At 45.1% G+C, this 24372-nt stretch carries 24 protein-coding genes; 8 read left to right on the top strand and 16 right to left on the bottom strand.

Annotated elements, in window-relative coordinates; translation table 11 throughout:
* The first annotated feature begins 2 nt into the window (after positions 1-2).
* Together FRZ54_RS20990 and FRZ54_RS20985 are read left to right on the top strand one after the other, a co-directional pair.
* On the top strand, positions 3-1100 hold the full coding sequence (locus FRZ54_RS20990; protein ID WP_187359691.1) for an acyltransferase: 1098 nt from the start codon (positions 3-5) through the stop codon (positions 1098-1100).
* Between the two features lie 358 nt (positions 1101-1458).
* Positions 1459-2712 carry a DEAD/DEAH box helicase gene (locus tag FRZ54_RS20985; protein WP_187359690.1) on the top strand — a complete coding sequence of 418 codons (1254 nt, stop codon included), beginning with the start codon at positions 1459-1461 and terminating at the stop codon, positions 2710-2712.
* Positions 2713-2719: 7 nt separating this feature from the next.
* Here FRZ54_RS20985 and FRZ54_RS20980 read toward each other — a convergent pair whose 3' ends face one another.
* From FRZ54_RS20980 to FRZ54_RS20965, 4 genes are read right to left on the bottom strand one after another with little or no spacing between them, the layout of a single operon-like run.
* Positions 2720-2935 carry a hypothetical protein gene (locus FRZ54_RS20980; protein ID WP_147033770.1) on the bottom strand — a complete coding sequence of 72 codons (216 nt, stop codon included), beginning with the start codon at positions 2933-2935 and terminating at the stop codon, positions 2720-2722.
* A gap of 6 nt (positions 2936-2941) precedes the next feature.
* Positions 2942-3307: a DoxX family protein gene (locus FRZ54_RS20975; RefSeq protein ID WP_147033769.1), complete on the bottom strand. Its 366-nt coding sequence runs from the start codon at positions 3305-3307 to the stop codon at positions 2942-2944.
* Positions 3308-3360: 53 nt separating this feature from the next.
* Positions 3361-4026, bottom strand: coding sequence for an NAD(P)-dependent oxidoreductase (locus FRZ54_RS20970; RefSeq protein WP_147033768.1), 666 nt, complete (start codon positions 4024-4026; stop codon positions 3361-3363).
* Between the two features lie 4 nt (positions 4027-4030).
* A complete protein-coding gene (locus tag FRZ54_RS20965) occupies positions 4031-4498 on the bottom strand; it encodes a hypothetical protein (RefSeq protein ID WP_147033767.1) in 468 nt (155 codons plus the stop codon).
* Between the two features lie 111 nt (positions 4499-4609).
* Here FRZ54_RS20965 and FRZ54_RS20960 point away from each other — a divergent pair, with 111 nt between their 5' ends.
* The 4 genes from FRZ54_RS20960 to FRZ54_RS20945 all read left to right on the top strand — a co-directional run bounded on the left by FRZ54_RS20960 (position 4610) and on the right by FRZ54_RS20945 (position 8478).
* On the top strand, positions 4610-5251 hold the full coding sequence (locus FRZ54_RS20960; protein WP_147033766.1) for a MarR family winged helix-turn-helix transcriptional regulator: 642 nt from the start codon (positions 4610-4612) through the stop codon (positions 5249-5251).
* Between the two features lie 57 nt (positions 5252-5308).
* Positions 5309-6370, top strand: a complete 1062-nt coding sequence (locus tag FRZ54_RS20955; RefSeq protein WP_147033765.1) for an NHL repeat-containing protein — start codon at positions 5309-5311, stop codon at positions 6368-6370.
* 96 nt (positions 6371-6466) lie between these two features.
* Positions 6467-8161 (top strand): PQQ-binding-like beta-propeller repeat protein, encoded by a 1695-nt coding sequence (locus tag FRZ54_RS20950; protein ID WP_147033764.1) that lies wholly within the window; start codon positions 6467-6469, stop codon positions 8159-8161.
* An 83-nt stretch (positions 8162-8244) separates the two neighbouring features.
* Positions 8245-8478: a hypothetical protein gene (locus tag FRZ54_RS20945; RefSeq protein ID WP_147033763.1), complete on the top strand. Its 234-nt coding sequence runs from the start codon at positions 8245-8247 to the stop codon at positions 8476-8478.
* A 47-nt stretch (positions 8479-8525) separates the two neighbouring features.
* On the opposite strand, the gene FRZ54_RS20940 is transcribed toward FRZ54_RS20945, so the two are convergent.
* The 5 genes from FRZ54_RS20940 to FRZ54_RS20920 all read right to left on the bottom strand — a co-directional run bounded on the left by FRZ54_RS20940 (position 8526) and on the right by FRZ54_RS20920 (position 11164).
* The gene (locus FRZ54_RS20940) at positions 8526-9272 is read right to left on the bottom strand and encodes a hypothetical protein (RefSeq protein ID WP_147033762.1); all 747 of its coding nucleotides are present in this window, start codon (positions 9270-9272) and stop codon (positions 8526-8528) included.
* Positions 9273-9369: 97 nt separating this feature from the next.
* Positions 9370-9750 carry a DoxX family protein gene (locus tag FRZ54_RS20935; RefSeq protein WP_187359689.1) on the bottom strand — a complete coding sequence of 127 codons (381 nt, stop codon included), beginning with the start codon at positions 9748-9750 and terminating at the stop codon, positions 9370-9372.
* Positions 9751-9752: 2 nt separating this feature from the next.
* On the bottom strand, positions 9753-10181 hold the full coding sequence (locus tag FRZ54_RS20930; RefSeq protein WP_147033760.1) for a VOC family protein: 429 nt from the start codon (positions 10179-10181) through the stop codon (positions 9753-9755).
* Between the two features lie 51 nt (positions 10182-10232).
* Positions 10233-10652, bottom strand: coding sequence for a VOC family protein (locus FRZ54_RS20925; protein WP_147033759.1), 420 nt, complete (start codon positions 10650-10652; stop codon positions 10233-10235).
* 11 nt (positions 10653-10663) lie between these two features.
* The gene (locus tag FRZ54_RS20920) at positions 10664-11164 is read right to left on the bottom strand and encodes a DinB family protein (RefSeq protein ID WP_147033758.1); all 501 of its coding nucleotides are present in this window, start codon (positions 11162-11164) and stop codon (positions 10664-10666) included.
* Positions 11165-11283: 119 nt separating this feature from the next.
* On the opposite strand from FRZ54_RS20920, the gene FRZ54_RS20915 reads away from it, so the two are divergent.
* Entirely contained in the window at positions 11284-12264 is a 981-nt protein-coding gene (locus FRZ54_RS20915; protein ID WP_147033757.1) for a GlxA family transcriptional regulator, read from the top strand.
* Positions 12265-12281: 17 nt separating this feature from the next.
* On the opposite strand, the gene FRZ54_RS20910 is transcribed toward FRZ54_RS20915, so the two are convergent.
* From FRZ54_RS20910 to FRZ54_RS20900, 3 genes are all read right to left on the bottom strand, one after another.
* Entirely contained in the window at positions 12282-12779 is a 498-nt protein-coding gene (locus tag FRZ54_RS20910; protein ID WP_147033756.1) for a hypothetical protein, read from the bottom strand.
* Between the two features lie 117 nt (positions 12780-12896).
* Entirely contained in the window at positions 12897-17003 is a 4107-nt protein-coding gene (locus tag FRZ54_RS20905) for a PDC sensor domain-containing protein (RefSeq protein WP_147033755.1), read from the bottom strand.
* A 170-nt stretch (positions 17004-17173) separates the two neighbouring features.
* Complete coding sequence (locus FRZ54_RS20900) at positions 17174-17584, bottom strand: group III truncated hemoglobin (RefSeq protein ID WP_147033754.1); 411 nt, start codon at positions 17582-17584, stop codon at positions 17174-17176.
* 214 nt (positions 17585-17798) lie between these two features.
* Between FRZ54_RS20900 and FRZ54_RS20895 the strand changes: the two genes are divergently transcribed.
* Entirely contained in the window at positions 17799-22112 is a 4314-nt protein-coding gene (locus FRZ54_RS20895) for a hybrid sensor histidine kinase/response regulator (protein ID WP_187359688.1), read from the top strand.
* Between the two features lie 18 nt (positions 22113-22130).
* Here FRZ54_RS20895 and FRZ54_RS20890 read toward each other — a convergent pair whose 3' ends face one another.
* From FRZ54_RS20890 to FRZ54_RS20875, 4 genes are read right to left on the bottom strand one after another with little or no spacing between them, the layout of a single operon-like run.
* The gene (locus FRZ54_RS20890; protein ID WP_147033752.1) at positions 22131-22400 is read right to left on the bottom strand and encodes a Txe/YoeB family addiction module toxin; all 270 of its coding nucleotides are present in this window, start codon (positions 22398-22400) and stop codon (positions 22131-22133) included.
* A complete protein-coding gene (locus tag FRZ54_RS20885) occupies positions 22391-22588 on the bottom strand; it encodes a DUF2683 family protein (RefSeq protein ID WP_147033751.1) in 198 nt (65 codons plus the stop codon). Before FRZ54_RS20885 ends, FRZ54_RS20890 begins: the two co-directional genes overlap by 10 nt.
* Positions 22589-22609: 21 nt before the next feature.
* Positions 22610-23326, bottom strand: a complete 717-nt coding sequence (locus tag FRZ54_RS20880) for a LytR/AlgR family response regulator transcription factor (RefSeq protein ID WP_147033750.1) — start codon at positions 23324-23326, stop codon at positions 22610-22612.
* Positions 23323-24339, bottom strand: a complete 1017-nt coding sequence (locus FRZ54_RS20875) for a sensor histidine kinase (protein WP_147033749.1) — start codon at positions 24337-24339, stop codon at positions 23323-23325. Before FRZ54_RS20875 ends, FRZ54_RS20880 begins: the two co-directional genes overlap by 4 nt.
* Between the last annotated feature and the right edge of the window lie 33 nt (positions 24340-24372).

Raw genomic sequence — 24372 nt, 5'->3', positions numbered from 1 at the left:
TTTTGCTATTTTTATCAAAACTTTTAACCCTGGAAAACGCGCAAACTGCTACCCCGGAGATACCGGGACCCCAAACTATCGATTGGATAAACAATCTGAAGGTGATCTCGCTTTTTGCTGTCATCGTGCTGCACACAGCTTCGTTGCTGCTGATGGACTTCAAAAATGCAACATTAAGCGATTGGTTTGCCGCCGACCTTTACAACGCGCTCACTCGTTTTGCTGTTCCCGTTTTTGTGATGATCACAGGGGCCTTATTGCTGCATCGCGAATATGAAATTGGTGATTTTTTAAAACGTCGCCTTTCGCGCATCATCTGGCCCTTTTTGTTCTGGAGTTTGGTTTATATCGGTTATTCGCTGTATGACGAAGAGATCGTGTTCACCTCCGATGTTTGGAAGAATGTTTTGCTGGTACTCCACCAGCTTAAATACGGAGCTTACTATCATTTATGGTATGTGTACATGCTTATCGGGCTGTATTTTATCATCCCGGTAGTCGGTCGGTTCGTTCGTGCCGCTACTGAAAGAGAGATATTATATTTCCTGGTCGTTTGGTTCGCTGTTATCTCTTTTACGCAGCCCTACCTGTCCCGTTTTTGGCCGCAGGTGGATGTTCGTTATTTTACAGGGTACATAGGCTATTTAGTATTGGGCCACTACCTCGCTTTTAAAGAGCTCCCCGGGAAACGGAACACGACCGGCCTGGTTATTTTCTATTTTTTATGCCTGGCAGGGATAGCCGTTGGCACGTATTTTACCACGGCATCAACCGGAAATATCAGTACCCTGATGTACGAACCGCTGGGACCGTTCATTATTTTATATGCAGCTGGCATATTTTTACTGGCGAGGATCACCGTTTATCAAATACCCGGGTCGCTTATCCGCATTCGCGACCTTATCGGCAACTACAGCCTCGGGATTTATCTTTGCCACGCGTTGTTTTTAACCCTGCTTGGCGAATGGAACCCCAGCTATAAACTCTGTAATCCTTACCTGAGCATACCCCTGACAGCATTGGTTTGCTCTGTGCTTTCTTTTGTGCTGATATTCCTTTTGAGCAAAATACCCTACATAGGCAAGTACGTTGCCGGCTAGTTCCAACAACGATGGTCCGCTTTTAGAACACGAGCCAGCCTGGAGCCATACAACATTTCCTTTGCACATTACAACAGGGTTAACATGGTTAACACAATTTGACCTATTATTGATGTAATTAATTGACTTCCAGTTTATTAAATAAATATGGTGTCAACCATAAATTTTTGCACGCTTGTTTGGCCCTAACCACAATATTTACAGAATTTGTAAGGTTTTGCCTGCTTTTGACTGTAATGGCCCGATCACGCCCCATGCTGACCAATGTGTTATCAAAACTGATTTCCCGCCCCGGAGGAAACAGGTAAAATGCGCGAAGCGGTAAATTTTAGTATCTTTACCATTATTTATTAATTATTTGACATTCCAGGATTTTAATTTCAACGAACATCTTACCGAAGGTATCCTAAGTATGGGATATACAACCCCCACGCCAATACAGGAAATGGCGATCCCGGTGGTACTAGAGGGTAAGGACCTGATAGCTTGTGCACAAACCGGTACGGGCAAAACAGCCTCTTATTTATTACCCGTTCTGCATAAAATTGCCGAAGCCAATGAAGGGCACCGCACTACTACGCTGATCTTAGCGCCAACCCGCGAACTGGCACAACAGATCGATCAGCAGGTTGAAGGGCTGGCTTATTTTACGGGCCTCAGCTCTATTGCCGTTTACGGCGGAGGCGACGGCATCGTGTACGAGCAGCAGCGCCGCGGCATCCAGAATAATGTGGACATATTGATAGCCACTCCCGGCAGACTTATAGCGCACCTGACATCCGGCGTGCTTAAGCTCAATAATATCAAATATTTGATCCTTGACGAAGCCGACCGTATGCTCGATATGGGCTTTATGGGCGATATCATGCGTATTATCCGCGATATACCGGCACACCGGCAAACGCTACTGTTCTCGGCCACTATGCCGGGGCCAATAAGGAAACTGGCCGCATCGATCCTAAGAAACCCTGAGCAGATCAACCTGGCTACATCACAGCCTGCGCAAGGTATCGATCAACAGATATACAAGGTACATAACGAACAAAAATCGAAATTGGTAACCCTGTTACTAAAAAATGCCAGCTACACCAGCACCATCATATTCGCCAACACCAAGGACGAGGTTAAACGCCTGGCCCGCGAACTGAAGGGCGCTCATATCAAAGTCAATGCTTTTCATTCCGATTTTGAGCAGGCCGAACGGGAACAGATATTGTTGGATTTTAAGAACCGCACTTTACCCGTTATCATAGGTACCGATGCTTTGTCGCGCGGGATAGACGTGGAAGGTATCGACCTGGTTATTAATTATGATGTCCCTTCCGACCCGGAAGATTATATCCACCGCATAGGCCGTACGGCCCGCGCCGAAACTACCGGCACCGCTATAACCTTAGTTAACGAACGTGATTCGCGGAAGCTGAAAAGCATAGAACAACTGATAGGCCGCGAGATCGTCGAAAATCCTTTACCAGCCGAACTCGGCGAGGCCCCTGTTTTTAAAGAACGCAAACACTTCGATAAGAAAAGGAACAATAACCGCAGCAAGTTCAAGAAGAAGAAACGCCCGGGCGGCGGCGGTGGTGTGCATTCGCATAGCAGGACCGAATAAGCATCTCTCAATCATCCAGTTCTTCGCAAACAAACCCTGCGGCGCGCAGCAGCGACTCTATCATCCTGGTTTCCGTTTTCGTGGCTTCTATGCGCAGCACCTTGTCGCAATCGTCCAGGTCAAAATTCCATTTACGGACGGTTGGCAAGGCAGCCAGCAGATCGCCGGCCCGCTTTGCTTTACGCCTGCTGCTTACATCGGTTTTAAAAACTAATATTTTCATTGCATTTTACCTTGCGGCAGATTGTGCCTTCGGCAGCCGAAGCAAATAGTTATAGGAAATTGCCAGGATAACAAGCCAGATAAAAGGCTCGAAGACATTTATCAATGGGTCGCCGCTGCAAAAGTGTGCTATGGATGCCGAAATAATGACGATTCCAAAGCCCGCGTATGCCCATTCTTTTACCCGTAACGGCACCTGCGGCAGCAGCAGGGCCATTAATCCTATTATTTTAGCTATAACGAGTTCCGTCCTGAAGTAAAGCGGAAAGCCAAAATGCTGGTAAGCGGGTGTATATATTTTATAAATGCTGAAGATCATGATCAGGGTAACAACTATCGTCGCCGCCCAGTAAATATTTTTATTTTTTTTCATAATTTATGTCATGTTTAAAAACTATGCGTTTGATCACTTTGATGATCCTGTACCTAATAAGCGATCTCGATAGTAGATTGATAAGTCGCCTCATTGCTCAAATTGCTGATCATAAAATGCGCGACATCGGCCCGCGAAATGCTAAGAGCGTTCTTCAAAAAATTATTTATGGCAACCCGGTATTTGCCGGTACCTGCTTTATCCGTAAGCCGGGGAGGGCGGATTATGGTCCAGTTTAAACCGCTTTCCTTTACCAGGGCCTCCATCCGCAGCAGGTCGGCATACATGTGTTTAAGTAGTTTTTGAAGGATATATTTAGCTGCAAAACGCACATAAAAGGGGAGTACCGGGCTTATTTCAACCGCCGAGGCCGAGATGAAAAAAGCACGTTTAACTTCCATGTTTTTCATCGCGTGTACCAGGTTGGCATTACCCTGCGAATAAAGCGTGGTTGGCGCATCGCCCGATATGCCACCGCTTGCGCCAATAGCTGATATCACCGCATCCTGGTTTTCCAGGTATTTTTCAAAGGTTTCGCGCTTCATAATATCACCTTTGATTTTGGTCAGATTTGGATGCGTCAACGGGAGTTTAGCGGGGTTGCGCAATATCGCAGTCACGTTATGCCCGTAATTAAGCGCCAGTTCTACTGTTTGCCGGCCAATGCCGCCGTTTGCGCCTATAACCAGCAGGTTAAGTTTTGCTTGTTCTGTTTTCATACCATCAGAATTTAAAAACACTCAGGGTGAACACGATAAGGAACAGGATAAGCTGAACGATATACATCACGTTCAACTTGCGTTGTATCCTTTCAGTCTCTGCATTGTTGGCGATATCCGCCGAAAGCAGGCTTCTCAGTTTCGCCATCAAACTCCGGCCAACTATCGCTCCGTTGATAATAATACCCAGCACCATCAGCATTTTCAGTCTGAACCACAGCATATCCGTAAAAGCGTGCACGATACCCACCATGCCCATGCCGGTAACAATAACCACGATGGCGCTTATCCTGATCAAAACAGGGAACAGCCCCGAACCGTCAAGCATCACCGAGGCTTTACCCTTATCGGTTAATAATTGTTTTTTTACCCGGCTATAAATGGCCGTATCGGCCACCACAGTGCCGGCAAGGGTAACAAACCCGCTGATATGCAATACAAGCAATGTTTGCAATAATGTTGATGAGTCCATAATAATTGATCCGTTTTCGTTGTATAAATCAAAACTATGCTTCGGTTTCGAAATAAACAATACTTGCGGAGTAAATTCTTTATCTTTACTGCGAAACCGAAATAAAATGACATGAATAAGACAGTGGAACTGGTTAACGAATGGGCCCTATTTGAGGAAAAACACCCCGGCGCCAATATCGACGATTTTTGCCGGCATTACCTTGCAAGTCATCAGCAGCAAAAAATAACCGGGCCGCTTACCGGCGGCGTTGTGCCGCCTACCAGCGAAGGATTATTACTGAAAATGATAGGGCGCATCCATAAACTGAATATGAACTACGCGGGCCGGGCGCTTGAAGGAACGGGCCTGAACCAGGTTGAGGAGTTTGGCATATTGCTGACTGTACAACAGGAAGGCAACCCCCGCAAAACCGACATCATTTATGCCAATTTATTCGAGTTGTCCAGCGGGACGGATATGCTGAACCGGTTGAAAACACGGGGCCTGATAAGGGAGTATGATGATGAAGAAGACAAACGCTCCAAACGAGTAGAACTGACGAAGGCGGGGGCGAAGGCAATAGAACTTTGTATGATGCAGATGCGGAAGGTAGCAGGGATGATGACCATGGAGCTCGATGAAGATGACAAGCAACTTTGCATCAGTCTTTTGAAAAATATCGAGATCAAATTCTCTGCGCTGTGGCAGCAGCATAGGGGAAAGCCTTTTGACGAAGTGTACACAGGCATGGTGACGGATAAAAAAGTGTAAGTTTTATAAAGAATAATCTTAGTTTTAAGACATCATTATAAAACATCCCATAGCTTTATGAGAGGAAAGCTCGCGTTTATATTTATCGCTGCAGGATTTCTTTTTGCCTGCGGCGACAGGCATCACGGTGCGGTGGTAACTACGTTTGCAGGTAGCGGTACCATTGGAGCTGCCAATGGCAAAGCTTCCGAAGCTTCATTCGCAAACCCGATGGGTATTGCTGTAGATTCGGCGGGCGATATATTCATAGCTGATTCGCGTAATAACCTCATCCGCAAAATAAGCACGGATGGGGTGGTGACTACGCTTGCGGGCAGCGGAGCAGCCGGCGCGGCCGACGGCAAAGCCGGAAAGGCGTCGTTCTTTTTCCCCGCCGGTTTGGCAGTTGGGTCCGGCGGCATTGTTTATGTTGCTGATACGCGCAACAGCCTTATCCGCAAAATAGCGCCCGACGGTACGGTTACCACCATTGCAGGTGCACTTACACCGGATACGAAGAATAATCCCGAACACCCCGAACGTTTGGATAATCCGCATGGGATAGTAGCAGGGAACGACGGAAGCGTGTATTTTACCGATTGGGCAAAAGATGTTATCCGCAAAATAGGTCCCGATGGTAAAATGACCACTATTGCCGGTACCGGCGAACCCGGCTCGAAGGACGGCATTGGTGTTAACGCCTCATTTTACTTGCCCGAGGGAATTGCTGTAGACGGCAAGGGGAACCTGTTTATTGCTGATACCTACAACAATATGATTCGTAAGATGGACCCAATGGGAGTTGTAACTACCATTGCGGGAAAACCCGCCAAACAGGGTAAACACAATGATGGCGCAAAAGACGGTAAGGGCCCCGCCGCTTCTTTTTCCCACCCCTGCGGCATTGCCGTGGCCAGGAACGGTGATCTCTACGTGGCCGATGTGGGCAATAGCAAAATACGGAAGATAAGCCCGGGCGGGGTAGTAACTACTTTGGCCGGAACAGGCATACGCGGGGCCGGTAACGGTGATGCCCTTAAAGCAACATTTAATCAGCCGTTCGGTGTTGCCGCCGATAAAGAGGGCAATATTTACGTCGCCGATTATCAAAACAATTTGGTCAGAAAAATAAGCCATTAAACTCTTATATTGGCCTTGCATATAGACATATGCAAGATCGCCGGTCGTCATTGAGCCGACGGGCGGTTATATAAACCTCAAATAATCAGAAAGTATATGACGTTGAAGAATTCACTGTTACCGGTCTTACTGGCGGCAGCAGTTTGTTTCGGGTGTAAAAGGAAGGAAAAAGTCGATCCTGGTAATACCGGCGGCGGTACAACCAAAGATTCGGTGAATGTGCAGCACATTTCTGTGCTCACCCAGCACAATGATAATACCCGGGCCGGGTTGAATGACCATGAAGCTGCCCTGAATACAACCAACGTGAACACGGCGCATTTCGGCAGAAAATTCGTCCTTTCGGTTGATGCCCAAGTATATGCCCAGCCCCTGGTTGTAGGTAATGTATCTATCAGTTCGGGTACGCACAATGTGGTATATATAGCCACCGTAAACAACTCGGTATATGCTTATGATGCCGATAATGGTACCAAATACTGGAGCAATAACTATACAGCCAATGGTATGCGCCCCCCGATAGCCAGCGACATGAATTCGAGCTGGTGTAACCCGTATGATGATTTTGCCAACAGCATTGGCATCGTCGGAACGCCTGTTATCGATTCGGCTGCACAGACTATATATTTTGTTGCCAGGAGCACGAAGGGCCCCGGCGAAGGTAACTTTGTACAATACCTGCATGCCGTCGATATTACAAGCGGGGCCGAGCGGTTGGGCAGCCCGGTAGAAATAACCGCCAGTGTGCCCGGTACCGGCGACGGAAGCAGCGGGGGCACATCGTCGTTTGACCCGATGCGGAACAACCAGCGCCAGGGCCTTGTGCTGGTAAATGGCGTGGTTTATATCAGCTTTTCCTCGCATTGCGACTGGAACCCGTATCACGGATGGATACTTGGGTACGATGCCGGTACATTGCAGCAGAAGGTGGTCTACAATGATACACCCGATGGCGAAGGCGGCGGAATTTGGGAATGTGGCATGGGTATAGCAGCCGACCAGGCAGGTAATTTATATGTCACCACCGGAAACGGAACGGTTGGAAAGGGTAATTTGTACAACCCAACAACCAACGGAACAGACGAAAGAACACCCAATCCCGACCCGACAGACCCGGCTAACCGCGCCGAAAGCGCTTTGCGCCTTACTCCATCTGGGAATACGATGCAGGTAACCAGCTATTTCACGCCCACCAATTATGTCGACCTGAATGTTAATGATCTTGACTATGGTGTAATGGGTACCATGCTGATCCCGAATTCAAACTATTACCTGACGGCGTGTAAGGACGGCAATGTATACGTGCTGAATAAAGATAACATGGGCGGCTATTCAGGATCTTCCAATCAAATTACCCAAACCATCCCAATGAACCAGTCGATGCATTGCCAGCCGGCATATTACAAAGGCAGCGGCAACGAGTTTGTTTATATATGGCCCGGACATGCACAATTGCAGTCGCTTGCATTTAATGCAGGCAGCGGGCAGCTTACTTACGGTGCTGCATTTTCGGCGGCAAACGGCCCGCAGTTTCCCGGGCCGTCCTTGTCCGTTTCGTCCAAAGGGACCGCAGCAGGAACAGGAATTGTTTGGGCGTATTATTCCATATCAGGCGGAGGCATAATAAGGGCGTTCGATGCAGCAAATGTCAGTAAGGAACTTTGGAACAGCACGCAGGCCATTGGCGATGCACCCGGTAGTTACGCCAAGTTTTGCGCGCCAACTATTGCCAATGGCAAAGTTTATGTAGCCACATTTTCGAACCAGGTTATGGTTTACGGGTTGAAGTAGCACTTTTTTTCATGATATTGATCATCAAATTAGCCCCTTTTATACTTTAGATTTGTTATAAGCAAAACATAAACATCATTACCATGATAGAACCAGGAGACGAAATGCCATTGGACGACCTCGAAGGGTCGGACAAGGAAGACCAGATGAGCCAGCAGGATATCCACTCGACGGGGATAGACCCAAGCGAAGAAGAACTGGAAAAGGGAAAGGAGGCCGATGCTGATCTGCTAAAGCAGTCGTTTGATGCGGCTGAGTCGGCTTATACGTTGAATCTTGACGACGACATTCCACCGGAAAAGAAAGACAAAGAATAACGTTTATAGCGACGGGTTTAAACCCGTCGCTATTCTTTTTTTTTCTACTACTTGGTTGCGGCATTCTTTTGATTGTACTCGTTGAATGCAGTAATTATTGCGTTCGCTTCTTCCAGTTTAAATGTCTGTTTCTTTGCCATCGCGATCATTTTTGCAGCTAACCCTTTTTTAGGTGCAGTTGGCTGATTACCATATTCACCCTTTTGATACTTTTCCAGTATTTCAGGCGCATCTTTGAAATACTTCTGCACATCGTAATCCAGCGCGTCGTTGAACTTCGATTCATTGTCTTTTTTAGTCAGAATTTTAAAACCGTTGATCAGGTCTTTTTTTCGTTTCTCCTCTTTGGCGTTTTGTTCTTCCTCAGTGCCGAAATCGGCTTCTATATCTGGCGGATATGAATAATAGCGATAAGAATTGATGCGGCCCGAGGACAAAACTTCCAGCATATGATCATTTGAACCCAAAGATTTTAATTGGAGATTTTCCATATCTACATAATGCACCTTCTCGAACTTTACCTGGCCAACCTGGTAAGATTTCATATCCGTGAATTTGTATTTTTTTGATTTGACCTTGCCGTTTGGATCTGCCGCAACCGCCGCCGAATCCTTCATAAATATAACCCGTTGGTTGTACCAGGGTTCCCTTTGGTTTAACCTGATAAGTCCGGGAACCCGGGTTCCGTCATTAAGGATAACATATCCGGGCTGGTAAGTGTCTTGCGCTTTCAGATCTGTCGAAATCAACAATAAGAGCAGGCTTAGGTAGAAAGCGGAATAGATTTTTTTCATGATTTGGGTTTAAGGTGATATAAAAGGTTTATTACTGCAAGATAAATAAATATCTTTCAGCAATAAACCGGTGTGGAGAATTAAATGTTATTGCTTGTTACGCTACAAACGCGTTAAGCTTCCGCCAGCAATAATAGATCAAAAACAGCACTAACAGGAAGCCTATTGGCATGATAACAAAGGCTATCTGGCTGTTTGCGGCGCAGGCATTGGCCACTGCCGCGCCCGTTAAAGTAAATGTAAAACCTGCAAAGGCCCATTCTTTAATGGTTTTAAATTTATTTTGTACTAAGGCTATAACCCCCAGTATTTTTAATGTGCCTAAAAAAGGCATTAAGTAAGCAGGCATGCCTAATTTATTCATTGCATCGATACCCGCCTGCGTTTTCATAATTCCGCCGAGACCATCCGCAACATGAAACAGGCAAAAGATTACCAGCAATACCCAGTAGAGTATTTTTGTCGTTTTCCTGTCCATGGTCATTTCGCATTTGGGTCGTAATTGATCATCCACCGGACGCCGAACTTGTCCAGGAACATACCAAAATACGCTCCCCAGAACTCTTTTTTGAAAGGCGCCTCTATCGTTCCGCCTTCCGAAAGGCCGTTGAAAAATTTCAATGCTTCTTCCTCGCTGCCCGGCGTTATGGACAAGCTGAAATTATTGCCCGTTTTCAGTATTTGCCCCATCGATTCGATCATATCCGTTGCCATCAGCAAATTGCCGTTACCAACGGGCAAGGCAATGTGCATGATCTTGTCCGCGTTCTCAGGCGACATTTTATCACCGCCCGGCCCGTCCTTAAAACGCACCAGCGCCGAAAATTCGGTCCCGAAAACAGACTTATAAAAATTGAAAGCTTCCTCGGTATTACCGCTAAAGTTTAAATAGGAATTTACTATTGTCATTTTATTTCAGTTTTAATTGGTTACAGATCAAGTTATAAAAAAATAATTGTTTTAGTTCTCTTCGTTCTTATTGTAATTGAACATCCACCTCACGCCGAATTTATCTGCCACTACGCCGAACATCCCTCCCCAAAACTGGGTCTTTAACGGGTCAAGTATCTTTCCGCCCTCAGCAAAGCGATTGTAAAAGGTGTTGATCTCGTTCTCGCTGCTGCAGTTTACCGAGATCGCTATCGAGCTGCCATTGGCGAAACCGCCGGGCCCCGTCATATCCGACGCCATAATAAAAACCGCTCCGTTCAAAAGCGTTGCATGAAGTATTTTATTTTTCATGGAAGGCGGGCACTGGTCCTCAATCACCGATCCCTTTACCGTCTGGATACTCAATTCGCCCCCAAGGCAGTGCTGGTAGAACTGCATAGCCTCCCGGCAGTTACCGTTAAAATTGATGTATGGGTTCAACGTTGTCATAGCACAAAATTTTAAAGATATTTTAAAATATTATTTAGCTGGTGCGTATGTCTTTTAGTGTGAAATACCGTGAAATTGATAAATTCCAACCGGGTCATCTGTCCAATTACAGGCATTTCAAAGCCGGTGCATACCAGGTTCAGATCGGCCGACTCGGTTACTTGCCTTATTCCTTCAAAAGCGTCGTTCAATGCGGTTAGCAGGTAGTCCCGGTCCTTGGGTTCATCGGATGGGATAATAAAATCAGGCGATTGGAATTTGATCTCAAAATTCAAAAAAGAATCCGCAAGCGGCTGCACATTTTGTTCCGGGTCGCGGTCTGCGGGTTTTACCGGTCCGGTTATGGTTTGCAAAATACCCGATGCCGATTTTAACACATGCTCGCCAACCTGCCCGCCGGTCCAGCTTCCTTCAAAAGGCACCTGGTTTATATTTAGCCCGGTGAAGGACCCCAGCGCTTTTAGCAGTATTTCTTTTGTGCTTAATATCTCTGCCGCCAATTCATTTTTCATATTTATTTTGTTTAGCAAATTGATTGATGCAAATTAGTACCAATATCACCGCCAAAAAACGCGCAAATACGACATTCAGGCGGGTTGATTGCGACAGAAACCGAACTTAACTTTACTTTATGAAAACAGTCTCGATATTAGTGCCCGAAAGCGCCGTTTTACAGGGTATTGCCGATCCGCGCTATATTTTCACCGCAGTGAACCAGTTTTTGGAAAATTCCGGCAAGCCGCCCCTGTTCCGTGTGCAACTGGTTGGGTGTACGCCCGAAGTGAAGCTTAACGGCGGTGCATTTTCCATCCGCACCGACCTGCTGCTGGATGAGGTAAAAAGATCCGACCTGGTGATCGTACCACCGCTTTTTGGTGATCTTGATGCCGGCATAAAGCTAAACCGGGAGCTTCTTCCCTGGATAATTGACCAGTACGACGGTGGCGCCGAAGTTGCAAGTCTTTGTCTTGGCGCTTTCCTGCTGGCTTCAACAGGTTTGCTGAACGGAAGAAAATGCTCTACGCATTGGTTTTTTGCAAACCAGTTCCGCAATATGTTCCCGGATGTTGAACTGGTTGATGAAAAGATAATCACCGAAGAAGGGCATGTGTACTCGAGCGGTGGTGCCAATTCCTACTGGAACCTGCTGCTGTATTTGGTTGAGAAATACACCGACCGCGAAATGGCCATCCTGGCGGCCAAGTATTTTGTGATCGATATCGGGCGAAACGACCAGTCGCCTTTTACCATATTTAAGGGTCAAAAGGACCATGAGGATGAACTGGTGAAAAATGCCCAGGAATACATCGAACAAAATTTTCAGCAGAAAATATCTGTGGACGAACTTTCCGAACGCTTCAATATTGTTCGTCGTACGTTTGAGCGCAGGTTCAAAAAATCGACCCACAATACAGTGGTCGAATACATCCAGCGTGTGAAGATAGAGGCCGCCAAAAAGAGTTTTGAAAGCAACCGCAAAACCATTTATGAGGTAATGTATGATGTGGGTTACACCGATATCAAAGCATTCCGCGATGTATTCAAAAAAATAACCGGCATGCCGCCGGTTGATTACAGGAATAAATACAATAAAAACGCTTTGGTAGCCTGATGAAGGCTTGCCGGAGCTTATTTGATGGTCAAATTAAATTTGCCGTTTGTAACGGTCTTTGACGCCGGTCCGCTGCCATTGATCAGTTCAATAGTGCCGTTGAAGGTACCCTGCACATTGGTTGCGCTTATAGAATTGATAACTACATTACTGCTGGAAGCTCCGTTATTTCCGTCAAATTGATATACAAGTGTTCCTGTCATTATGGTATAACTCATATCCGATTCCGAATTTGCACCTGTATAAGTTCCGGCAGCAATAGGCGATTGGCTTGTTACTTCTATTATCATTGAGTCGGAAGTGCTTGCGCTTTTTATACCAATTATAGATAGTGTGTTAAAGCCGGCTGTATTGTCTAAATGAGCTGTTGCACCAAAATTAAAAGTTTGAGGCGTCCCATCTATGGTTGCAGTGATAGTTCCTGTTGCAGTAACTGAGTCGGATGAATGCTTTTTACAGGCCGAAAATACAAGCAGCAGGCAAAGAGGCAAGAAAAATAATTTCAATTTTTTCATTGTGAAGGTTTAAGTTTTTTATTTAAAAATATTGTTAATTCTGACCTGTCAGGGTCGGTCCAAATATCATTATTTCGGATCACATTTTTATCCTGTTCAAAAAATAAAACAGCCCCGTTATTCGGTTTTTTGGGTATTGGTATTACTAAGCATCGGGAATATCCTCAAAATAGCTGTAAGCCCGGCGCCTATGGTGGTGATATACGTGATGATGCGGGAGTAAGCCTCCTGCTGCGAGAAAAGCAGGAAAAACAGGATGGCTAGTATAACAAGGTTCATCGGCGTTTTCAGGCTGCCCCAGCTGCCGTTGTCTTTCACCTGCTCTTTTATCCGGTTCGCTTCAGTGTTCCCGATGGCCGTAAGGATGAAATTCCGGAAACCTTTGTTGAAAAGCATAAGCGTTCCATTTGGATTAATAATGAGCCCTTTGCAGATAAGCATGGTCAGGTTATGATCATCATAAGGGTTTACCAGGCCGTCCTCGGCCAGGTCGTAAAGCAAAAACTTCTCTTCCTTGGTTAACGATTGCCATATATAAGTATAGAAATATTGCGATGTCAACTGTAGTTTAAATATCAGGGAATCACTTATCGGGCCAATGCCCTCCGCCTCCGAAGCAGGGATATGCGACAAGGTCATGGGCTGCATTTTGTGCAGGAAATGGCTGTACTGCGTTTCCTCCATCACCATTCTTCTCAACACACTTGTATCGTCGGGAATAGATGAGCAGACCAGCGGTTCGATAACTATCCGGAAATGCCCTAACAATACGTGCCAGCGTTCAAGCTCGTTTTCCGGAATGCGGCCCTTGTCATCTTTTGACAGGAAGGCATTATCATTATTAAAGGAATCAAGGAAGGTTACAGGATGAACCGTGGATACGATAATGATCTTGCTGGTGCCTTTGTGCATCAGCATTTCCAGGAAGTCGAGCTTGATGCTATTGGTTGCCAGGTCTTTTATATTGTATTCAAAATGATTGATGATAACAAGGGCATGATCTTTCATTGCCTCTTTTTTGCATCGTTTCCAGTCAGGGTCGTTCTCGCCGCCTGTCGGCGATATCAGTATCATATCGGCTATGTAAACGTTGCCTTTTTCGGTGGCGCTGCCAAATGTCAGTTGCTGATTATCGTGCCCCCACAATTGCCCGGACTTGATCTTCTCTTTTAGCTTGGTCAGCTTGCCCGAGCCGGGCGAGCCGACTATAAATAAAAGGCTGTTAAGCACACTGTCGCTAATCAGCTCATCGTCCATGTTTCTCCACGAACCCATCGACGGCAGGTTCAGGGCGAAAAGCTTCCGTATAATATTGTGTATAACGTAATAAAATGCAGCTATGGAAGCAATGAATATCAGGCCCAGGTACCAGTCGGGGTACGAGTAACTCAGGTGTTTCGAACTAAGGCGGATATACTTGTCGGTGCCGCCCAGGTGGTAAAGTGTAGCGGTGGGCAACTTGTGTACGTAAGCACGCGAAAGCGGGAAATTGAAATGTGCTTCCCTTCCGGTCGAGTCTAAATTCATATTGTCATTTTTCACTTCCACGCTATTCAGATGTATTCTGAAAGCGTCGAGTATCCAGGCGGTTGCATAAGATTCCCTGTTGTAACGGGCAATGCTGTCTTTGTACTTGCTGGAAGGTTCCGAAATTCTATCAATGAAATGATTGTCGGTATATACACCGGAAGTGTATGCAGTACCCTCATTGATCCTTTTTAACTCGTCTTTTCCGTTGTTTGCCAGGTGATATACCTTGCCGCTTAACTGCCGGGCAAAAAGCAGTTGCCGGTAACGTGCGTCAAGGTTCTGTTCATAGTTAAAGGAGTAGATAAAGAATACAGCCACCGGTATGCCGCTTATAATAACTAAGCGCGTTGTGGCCATTAACGAAAAACTATGCGTGTAGGTCCAGGGGATGCGCAGCAATTTATTATTTCGGTAGGGCTTGAAAATATAATTTCTTATGCTCACCGTTATGCGCCCCAGCCACGATAATATGCTATAGCAAGCGTGTAAAACTTTAAAGCCCGAAAAATAGAAAACAAAATACAATATGGTTAACGCCGCTTCGTAAACGGCCAGCCAAAACAGGTTTTGCGACCAGCCCATTACCCACCAGGCGGCAATGTTTATCAGCAAAACAAAAATACATAACCAGCCAATGGCTATTTTTTTAAAATTGAAGAGGTACAGATTGCAGGCGCGGTATTTGCTGGCGAATAGCCCGTTTAACAATAAAGATGAAAAAGTGGTAGAAATAAGCAGGATAAACAGGTAAAGCAGGAACGAACTGAAGAAATAGCATATACCCAGCAGTAATATGATGATGAGGTTGGCGATGGAACCCATATTGTACTGCTCGTGCGAAACTGTCTTTGGCCCTATCCACGAGGTGTCAAATAATTGCTTTTTGAAGAATGAACGCTTGGCTGATACAAAAAATACTACCCCGAACTGGATGATCAAAAATATCAGCAGGCATATCAGCATCGAAAAGGTGAAGAAATAGGCTTCGGTATCGCGGGTGTCATTGTATTCCTTATCTTCAAACACAACAATAAAATAGGGTAGGTTTTTAAAAGGCTTGATCTTTAAATTAATTTGACGGCCCATGTATTCGGCAGCAAAGCAGGTGTCCGATTTTGCTTCGATACAAGCCAGGAACTGGCTTTTCTCCCCAAATTCATTTACCAGGTTCTCGTTCAGGTTTCGGTCGGCTTGTGAGTGGTACAGCACATTTCCTTTATCATCAATAACTGCGAATTGAAACCCATCCGGCATTACTACGCTATCAAGGCTTTTCGCGGCAAAGGACATAGCCACCACCTTCTCCTTTTTTGAACTTTTTGCGACAACAGACGTGAAAGAATTGGTGACCCTTGAAACTACCTGGTCTACATAAAATTGGGGCTGCCCTATATGGTTGGGCTGGCTGTTTTTAGTTCTTTGAAAATAATCGCGGTTCTTAAAATTACTGCTATCCGGTATGGGGGTGCCATTGGTCAAATGCGATATGACGTTTCCCCGGCCATCCATCCAGAAAAGCTGATCTGCGGCAATTTTTTCCGGGGCCTTTTTAAGCAGGGCGTAATATTCGGAATTATCCTTCCATGCATGGCCTTTAAGTACCTGGTTTTTGCTGTAAAGGCTATCGGCTGAATCGAGCAGGTTTGAAACGGCCCTTAGTTCATTTTCAAAGGCATCTGATATTTTGCTCGCTAATACATTCCCCGAGTAATTCTTAGCCGAAAACCACCCGCTTTTATATTTGAATTTATCATTGTTAAGGTAAGGGCCATATTTAAAAAATACAAAGAACAGTAACGACATCAGCACCATCGATACCAATACAGTTTCTATCCCGTCCTTCACCGTTAGCTTATCCTTATTACCCATGTTATACAATTTTATCCAGGGCAGGCAAACTATCATCACTATCGCTATGGTTAAAAGAAACAGCACCACGCCAAGCGGGAGCTGGTTTTTTTCCTTTTGGTAGCTCTCGTTCAGCACCAGGCCAACTACAAGCAGTTCGTTGCCGTTGCCAACATTTACAGGCTGCGTAAAGGCCTTATAATCAGTGCCTCCTATTTTCAGGCTCCGCACACCAGGCGATGATATCCTGTTGACCACCTGCAGCAGCGAATCGGGTACCTGGTAGGTGAGTCCCGAAGGGAATGTTTCATAAAGCTTTTTATTGTTGGCGAATACGATGTACTGATCGAAAACATTATGCGGCAAAAGCGATTGGACAAACTGCTTAAATTTAAACTGGATGCCCAGCCGGGCATTTGTATCGCCCTGCCGGCTTTTGATCAGTATCAGGTTTTGCGCGTTGTTGTCGACAAAAACATCAACGCCGGTATCGATAACCGGGCCATGGTCGCGCTTATCATTTTTTTCCCTGTTATTGGATACGGATGGCAGGGCCGGATCATAAAGCAGCGTAAAATTCTTTTTTGAATAGTTGGTTACAAATGCTTTATAAGCAGGGGTGTGATCGAACGAATGCAATTGTGTCGCCAGGAAATTGCCGCTGTTATCTATCCTGGAATGGATATTACTGTCAATTTTTTGCAGCGATGTAAAGCGGCGCTGCTGTACTGTTTTTTCATTTGCGGGTATGTATACAAAGAAATAACCCGCACCCAGCAGTACGAGAAACATAACGGTAATAATAATACCTAATTGATTCTTAGTTTTTGCAAGAAAGTTACCCATATCCAATTTAGATAAAGCAATTACCTATACTAATAGTCAATATTATTAAATAAAAATAAAGAAAATATTGACTATTAGTATGTTAGCTAAAATTAAAATATAGCTAACACGCTTGCAACCGTGTTTACACGGTATTTGGTCAGGTAGTAATACCTAAAAAACGAAGTGGGTTATTGAATAAAGTTGAGGCCCCTGCTCTTATCGATCTTGGTCAGCATCAGGGTTTCCATTAATTCGGTCTTCTTTTTTGCTTCATCTCCTTTTTCGCCGGCAAAATGCTCGTCAATAGTTTCAAAGAATAGTTTTTTCCATCGTTCGAAATGCACGGGCGATAACCGGTGCTTTTTATCGAGATCGATATGCACGCGCATTGCGTTTCCACGATAAGACGTTCCGCCTAAAAGCACGGATTCCCAAAAATCGATCATCACAGGTATATGGGTGTCCCATCTGAATACAAGCACGTCCCTGAATATCTCCCCGATCATCTCATCACCGGTGACTTTGCGATAAAAGTTTTCAACAAGCAGGCGGATATCTTCCCGGTTCTCAATGTCCTTTCTTGCGTGGATTATACTCATTTTATACTTTTTTGATGATTTTTTGGAGCGTCAAAGTGTTATTTGTACGCATAGCCAAAGCAAATATTTGGGCGTTCAATATAACCAAAAGCTTTTCCATTTCGTACAAATGCGAAGATAAATACCCCTGATAATTAGAACTTTATTAAAAGTGATGGTTAAAGCCGTTAATGTAATAAGAACCGCTGTGTTGAGGGAGCTGAGGTGTTGGTTAGTGCTCTTATTTTTTGCAGCCCCGGTGTTTTCGTTCGCGCAAACACAACAACTGCATTTTTCTCATTTAGGCACTGCGAATGGCTTATCCGAGCTGAACCCAAACAGCATACTGCAGGATAGCCGCGGTTTTATATGGATAGGCACCGCCGACGGACTTAACCGCTACGACGGTTATAAGTTCCGCGTATTCCGCAATGATGTAAAAGATACTACATCCATTGCCAATAACTATGTACAGGATATCGCCGAGGACAGGCAGGGCAACCTATGGATAGCAACTGTAGGAGGGGGCCTGAACAAATATGACCGGAAAGCCAATCGTTTCCATCGTTTTTTGCACGATCCCAAAAGTCTGAACAGTATTTCGAGCAATTTTACCAGCAAGGTGATCATCGATGATTACGGAAAGATATGGGTATCCACCCAGCACGATGGCGTTGATGTATATGACCCTTTTAATGGGATATTTAAACATTACCGGAATAACCCCAATGATCCTAACAGCCTTAGCGATAACGAAATAATGACCATCGCCAGGGACAGTCACAATAACGTCTGGATAGGTACCGTTAACGATGGTCTCTGCTTATACGATCGCCAGAAAGGCTCCTTTGTTAGCTTTAAGCATAACAGCGCCGATAAAAATTCACTATCGGGCAATAAGGTTACTGCAATATACGAAGATAGCGACGGACATGTCTGGATAGGGACGCAGGAAACGGGCCTGAACCTTTACGATGCCAAAACCCAAACGTTCAGGCATTTTATGCACGATGCAAAAAACAGCAACTCGCTGATCAATAACAGCATCCAGAGCATTGCCGAAGACGACAACCACAACCTGTGGATAGGCACCGAAAACGGCGGATTGAGCATATACACTTATGCATGGGAACAATTCTTCAGTTATAAGCACGATGATGTCGATAATACCAGCCTTACCGGTAATTCGGTTGATATTATCACTAAGGACCGCCATGGCAATATGTGGATAGGAGTGTACGGCGGGGGCCTGAACCTGTATAAAAAGAATACCGGTAACTTTATACACTATAAGCATAATTCGTTACCGAACAGCCTTTCAAACGACTTTGTACTAAGCCTTTTTGAGGATGATGATTACAATATATGGATCGGTACGGATGGCGGCGGCATGGACCTGTTCAACCTGAAGAAAAACAGTTTTACTACCTTCAGGCACCAGGATGGCAACAAAAATAGCATAGCCGGCGATAACGTCCTCGACATCGAGCAGGACGATCAGAAGAATTTATGGATAGGCACCTGGGGCAATGGCGTAAGCGTGATGGACCCTAAAACCCGTACTTTTCGCTCTTTCCGCCACGACCCGGCTGACCCGAAAAGCCTGAGCGGCGACAATGTATACGCCATACTTCAAACACCCGACAAAAGAATATGGCTGGGTACATTTGGCGACGGCCTGAACCTGTACAACCCTGCCTCGAATAGTTTTACGCATTTCAAAAACGATCCTGCAAATCCAAAAAGCCTGGGCAGCGACCGCATAAATGCAATGCTTTGCGACAGTAAGGGTAATTTTTGGCTGGCCACCGACGATGCCGGCTTATGTTTATTCGATACAAAGACATATACCTGCACAAGCTTTAAGCATGACGATAACAGGAACAGCATCAGCAACAACACGGTGTTCGATATTTACGAGGACCATTCGGGTCGCATTTGGGTTTGTACCCTCGGCGGATTGGATGTTTTCGATCTGAAAACCAAACACTTTACGATCTATAAAACTAAAGATGGCCTGCCGAATGATTATGTGCAGTCTATTTTGGAAGATGATAAAGGGCACATTTGGGTGAGCACTAACAATGGCCTGTCCATGTTCGATCCCGCTACCCGGAAGTTCAGGAATTTTACTACAGAAGACGGCCTGCAGGCTGATGAGTTTAAACAGCATAGCTCACTCAAAAGCCGCACCGGCGCGTTCTACTTTGGTGGTGTAAACGGCTTTAACTCATTTTTCCCCGATCAGATAGTTGACAACCCATATAACCCGCCGCTGGTATTAACAAGGTTCCAGATCTTTAATAAGGACGTTGATGTGGCCCGCGACGACAATGATAAATCCCCTTTAAAAGAAGATATTTCCGAAACGAAATCCATCACCCTGTCGCACGATCAGTCGGTACTGTCATTTGAATATGCTTCGCTGGATTATTTGTCGCCCGATAAAAAGAAATATGCCTACATATTAGAGCCTTTTGATAAAGGATGGAATTATGTAGAAGATAAGAACACCGCGGTTTATACGAATGTACCCGCCGGGGAATATGTATTTAAGGTAAAGAGCCAGAATAGTGCCGGTAAATGGTCGCCCAACGTGCTTACGCTGAAAGTAACCGTGGTGCCTCCGTTTTGGCTCACCTGGTGGTTTGAAACGCTGACCGGTCTTTTTATTTTAAGTTCCATCTACGGCATCTACCGTTACCGGGTTCACAGCATTATCAAACAAAAGGCGCGTCTCGAGCAACAGGTAAAAGAACGCACCGCTGTTGTAATGCGGCAAGCCGAAGAACTGCAGGAACAGTCGGATAATTTGCAGGCGTTGAACGAGGAGTTGCAGTCGCAGTCGGAAGAATTGCAGGCGGTGAATGAAGAGCTGCTGTCGCAATCCGAAGAACTGCAGTCGCTGAATGAAGAATTACAGTCGCAGTCAGAAGAATTAGAAGACCAAAAGAACCAGGAATACAAAGCCCGCCAGGAAGCCGATAAGGCAAACGAGGCGAAAAGTATCTTCCTGGCCACCATGAGTCACGAGATACGTACGCCGATGAACGGCGTAATAGGGATGGCCTCGCTGCTTGCTGAAACGAAGCTAAATGAAGAACAGCGTGAGTATACCGAGACTATCATTAATTGTGGCGACAGCCTGATGAACGTCATCAATGATATCCTCGACTTTTCCAAGATCGAATCGGGTAAAATGGATATCGAGGAAGAGGATTTCGACCTCCGCCAAAGCATTGAAGAGATCATGGACATGTTCTCGCAGAAAGCTGCCGAGCAACACCTCGACCTGATATACCAGGTTGATTTTAACCTGCCGCGTTTTGTGATAGGGGATAGTCTTCGCCTGAAACAGGTTATCATCAACCTGATCAATAATGCTATCAAGTTTACATCCAAAGGCGAAGTATTTATCAAAGCCTCACTGTCGCAGGCCGTTTCAAATGACGAAATTGAGATAGCGTTCAGCGTAAAGGACACTGGTATAGGCATCCCCGAAGAGAAGCTGTCAACCCTGTTCAAGCCTTTCTCACAGGTCGATTCATCAACCACGCGCAAATATGGTGGTACGGGTCTTGGCCTTATTATCAGCGAACGCCTGGTTAAGCTGATGGGCGGCAATGTTTGGGTTGAAAGCAAATTAGGGGAGGGCTCGGTGTTTAATTTTACCATTCGCGCCAAAACAAGCAATAAGTCTGTGGCCGAGAATATTTTGATGCCGGGTTTTGATAATATACAAGACAAAAAAGTGCTTATTGTCGACGACAACAAAACTAATCTTGTTATCCTGAAGGCCCAGCTGGAACATTGGAAACTGATACCAATAACTTGCTCGTCAGCTAAAGAATGCCTGGAGGTATTGGCGTCTGATAAGTCTGTTCAGCTGGTTATATCCGATATGCAAATGCCTGAAATGGACGGCGCCGGTTTAGCCCGGGCTATCAAGGCTTCGGCACGTCCCGTTCCGGTGATCATACTGAGTTCGATCAACGACGAGAGCCGTAAAAAATACCCTGGTCTTTTCTCGGCCGTGCTTACCAAGCCTGTTAAACAAAATCAATTATTGAAGAGCATTTGCACCGAGCTCGGTGAACGCAGAGAAACGGTTGCACAGGATGTTCAGCAGAATAATGTGCTTGATGCCAGCTTTGGCAAGCAATACGCAATGGATATTCTCATCGCCGAGGACAACCCGGTAAATCAAAAACTGATCGAGCGGATATTGCTTAAACTGGGCTATACCGCACTGGTTACCAACAACGGCCTTGAGGCGGTCAATGAGCTTAAAAGAAAACGTTACGATATCATCCTGATGGATATACAAATGCCTGAAATGGACGGCTACGAGGCTACCAGGACGATACGTAAACTGGAACTGGAGCAACCTTACATTATCGCAATGACAGCGAATGCGCTTTCAGAAGACCGTGATATCTGCCTGAGCCACGGCATGGATAATTACATATCCAAACCAATGAAACTGGATACGCTGGTTGCTTTGCTGAAAGAGGCCCACAGGATAAAAAGGGGACCGGTATCGGTTTGAGGTCACGACCCTAAAGAGCTAATAGTGGCCTTTTAATGAAAGAATATCGAGAATTACAATTTCATTTCTTTCATTGATTTCATACACGAGGCGGTGTTCATGATTTATTCTTCGCGACCAGGCACCGGATAAGTTATGTTTTAAAGGCTCGGGCTTTCCTATTCCCTCGTAAGGGTTCTCTTTTATTGCTTTTATAAGGCTGGTTATTTTTTTCTGGATAATTTTATTACCCGATCTTTTCCAATACTTTAGGTCTTCTATGGCTTTCGGGCTGAATATTACTTCCATAAATTGTCGGTATCAACCTTAATACCTTTCCCATTCTTAATATCTTCCCTGCCCTGTAATATTTTTTTCACAAACTCAGGGTTGTACGGGCTCTCTTCAGACGTGAAATCTATTTTAAGGGCTTTAATTACAGCTTTTAAAGCTGCTAATTGCTCTTTTGTCTTAGGTTGTACAATTAGCGTTTCCATAAAACAAAAATACACAATAGTTTATCTTTTCAGGAATTTCCCTTTCAGAATTTTATCCATCAGGCCGTCGTAAAAGCTTTGCCCTATCGGCACCTGCTCGTTACCAATATAGATCGTGTTGCCGTTTATGGAATTGATCATATTGATGTTCATAATGTAGCTTTTATGTACCTGTATGAACTTATCCGGCGGCAAACTTTCAAGAATACCTTTAACGGTCAGGTATACGATCAGTTTGGCCCGTGTTGTTTGTAATATCACATAGTTTGACATGGCCTGTACATAAATGAGTTCATCCAGTACCACGCGTTCAAGCTTGCCGTCACTTTTTACAAAAATGTATTTACCGTCCGGCGTTTCGGCGGTTTTCTTTTCTTTCAGCAATTTGTACTCCAGGGCCTTTTGCGAGGCTTTCAGGAAACGTTCCAGCGGGAAGGGCTTCACCAGGTAGTCTATCACCGCCATCTCGAAACCCTCCAATGCATATTGCTCGTAAGCCGTCGTCATGATAACCATCGGCAGATTAGAAGTTGAACGAAGAAATTCCATCCCGCTCATTTTCGGCATATTGATATCAAGATAAATAAGATCAACATCCTGCGCACTTAGCAGCCCTACCGCCTTTAAAGGATTTTCAGCAGTGCCAACCAGTTTCAGGAAATCCGTTTCTTCAATATATTCCTGTAAAAGCTTGCGCGCTATAGGCTCGTCATCTATAATTACACAATTCAGTGTCATATATTCAATATGGTTAAACGGGCGGTATAATCATTTTCGGTATCCTGTATCTCCAGCGAGTGCTTGCCGGGATATAATAATTCGAGTCTCCTTTTGGTATTGGCTATCCCAAGGCCCGATGATCCCTGTGCCTTGTTAATAAAACTGTCTTTTGTATTAAATATGCTGAACTTAAGGTCGCCGCTTTCGTATTTCAGGCATATTTCAACCCGGTTCTCCCGGCATTCGTTAAACCCGACATATTTAAAAGCGTTTTCGATAAAGGTTATCAGGATCAGCGGCGGTACTTTAAATGCATTGTCTATGTTTTCGGCCGAAAAGCAAACCTTTATCCGTTCATCGATCCTCGACTTTTGCAACGAAATATAATTTTTGATGTAGTTAAGCTCGCGTTCAATTTCTATCAGCTCCACGTTGCATTCATACAATTGGTATCGCAGCATTTCCGAAAAGGTAAGCAGCATACCCCTCGCGTCCTTGTTCGATTTATCGATATGCGCATAAATAGAGTTTATGGAGTTGAACAGGAAATGAGGATTGAATTGCGCCCTGAGAAAGTTGAGCTCATTTGCCGCCTTTTCCTTTTCTATCTGCTCAATATATACCTGCGAACGTATACGCTCGATCACCATTTTAGCGGCGACGATAAAGAAGACCCAGAAAAAAATGTTGATGAACGATTCGTAAAAAACATCCAGGCTATTAAAATGCGTATCGTTTACCAGGAAAAGGTACTTGCGTACCAGGTACGACACCGGGACTCTCAGCCACGCTGTAACGACGATAGCGGCCAAAAAGGCCACAAAAAAGCGTGCATACTTTTTTCTGTTCAGCAGAAAAGGTATGGCGTACAGCGAATTAAAGTAATAATTGGCCGCAATAAATACAAGGTAACAAAACTGGATAGTGATAGTATGCGCCAGCACAAGCGTACTGTTCCTGAAAATATATATCCAGAAGAAGTACGCCAGTAGCCAAAAGACACAATGGTATATCGCTTTATTTATTTTCACCGGCAATAATGGTCTGTTCTCAATTGTCCGCAA

It is taken from the genome of Mucilaginibacter ginsenosidivorans (assembly GCF_007971025.1).
GTDB lineage: Bacteria > Bacteroidota > Bacteroidia > Sphingobacteriales > Sphingobacteriaceae > Mucilaginibacter > Mucilaginibacter ginsenosidivorans.
The sequence above is the reverse complement of the archived record's forward strand: the minus strand, read 5'-3'. Positions and strand labels throughout refer to the sequence as shown.